Here is a 1,525-nt window from a genome sequence, read left to right as displayed (position 1 = left end):
TATTTAAATATTTTTTGTTTTTCAAACAAACCCGCTCCGAGCAACACTCCGCCACCAGCAACGACAAACAACGACAGCAAACCCTCACTAAAGAAACACAAAACACAACCACGACCTGTTCGCAGAACACAAAAACGCAATGCAAAGCTGCATTCTCAAGCACCCCTTACCACTCACCCCCTTCTCGAAACCTCTGCGAACGCTTAGCAAGCCAGAGCAAGAGTACACCAACAACTCCTGCCAGCAGCCCAACAACCGACAAGTCCAAGAGAGAAACATCACCTGCTGAAACGACCACCACCGCACCTGTCTCATTCACTTCTTGCAAACGAACTCGGACATCCGGCACGCCATCCTCATCTACATCAACAGGAAACACCCCTCCCTTCATCAACGGAACGTCCTCCCGAGCAAACACGTCCCGCAAATTCACCCCTTCAAATTCGGCAACGCCCTCCTCCACTTTTACCAGCTTAAAAACGTACTGCTCATCAATAACAGAAACAGCAAACGCACCGTCCAACGGAACAGCAAGTTCTACACTGCCATTTGCTTCTTTAAACGCTGCGTGTTCCTGCATCACCTCTCGAAAATCGCGCAATTCCCGTTCAAACTCTCCTGAATTTTTCACTAAGTCTGGCGAACACTCTTTAATATCCACACCAAACAGCGCACAATCCATCGCGTTATCAACGTCGGTTGCGAAGCGAATAGTTTTTTGTGAAGTCCGCTGCGCAATATCGTTAAGCTGCAGCGCAAGGCCGGTTATCAACACGATGGCAATTGGCAAAACAATGAACTTTTCCATTTTCCCACCTACTTGCTAAGCGACGCTCCTTCCTTTTTTCCCCACAGCAAGCCCTTGCGCCTCTCCTCCTCAAGCGAGGCACGAATTTCCTTTTCGTCAAATCCTTTCTCCTTCAATTTCTCCACCAATTCCTCCTCATTCTTTGCCAAAACTTTGTTCACTGCAAAGGCAACTTGTAGCGCCTTCCTTCTCACATCGGCGTGCCGCGTCTTAGCAGGAGCTGGCACAACGCCGCCCTCGCCGCGCTCATCATCCTTTCCACGCCCTTCTCCCCCGGCCCGCTTTTTCCTGCTCCTCCTCAGCACCCCAGGCAGCGTTCTTCTCACAGCGAACAAAGAAGCACCCGCCAGCGCCACGCCCCCAACCAGAACAACAATCCAGGAAGAAAACCCCTTTCCTTCCCTCACCACCACAGCAACGCGCTTCTCAACACCGCTCACGCTGAGCACCAAAACACCCTTCTTCACATCGTTCCGCTTTGCTTTCTCAACCGCTTTGTCTTCCCCTGAAGCATTCTTCCCCTCAACGCCCCCTGCTTCATCGTCTTTTGCCCTCTGCGCCGCGCTTACTACAACAAGCGCGCTGCTCTGTGCAGGCAATGCGACTACGTTCTTTTCAACACGCAACAAATTTTCCTCTTCACTCGCAACGGACACTTTCAAGGAAGCAGGAATTGGGAGGTTATTCTTGATCTTCAGCGTTTTTTTTCCGCCAAAC

General features: G+C 50.8%; 2 protein-coding genes. Both read right to left on the bottom strand.

Translation table 11 applies throughout. From position 1 onward, the window contains the following. Window positions 1-166: 166 nt before the first annotated feature. Window positions 167-808 (bottom strand): hypothetical protein, encoded by a 642-nt coding sequence (locus D6783_01975; GenBank protein ID RME53458.1) that lies wholly within the window; start codon window positions 806-808, stop codon window positions 167-169. Window positions 809-816: 8 nt separating this feature from the next. Then, window positions 817-1,525: hypothetical protein (locus tag D6783_01970; GenBank protein ID RME53457.1), on the bottom strand; the 709-nt coding region annotated here is incomplete at its 5' end.

It is taken from the genome of Candidatus Woesearchaeota archaeon (assembly GCA_003694805.1).
Lineage (GTDB): Archaea > Nanobdellota > Nanobdellia > Woesearchaeales > J110 > J110.
The sequence above is the reverse complement of the archived record's forward strand: the minus strand, read 5'-3'. Positions and strand labels throughout refer to the sequence as shown.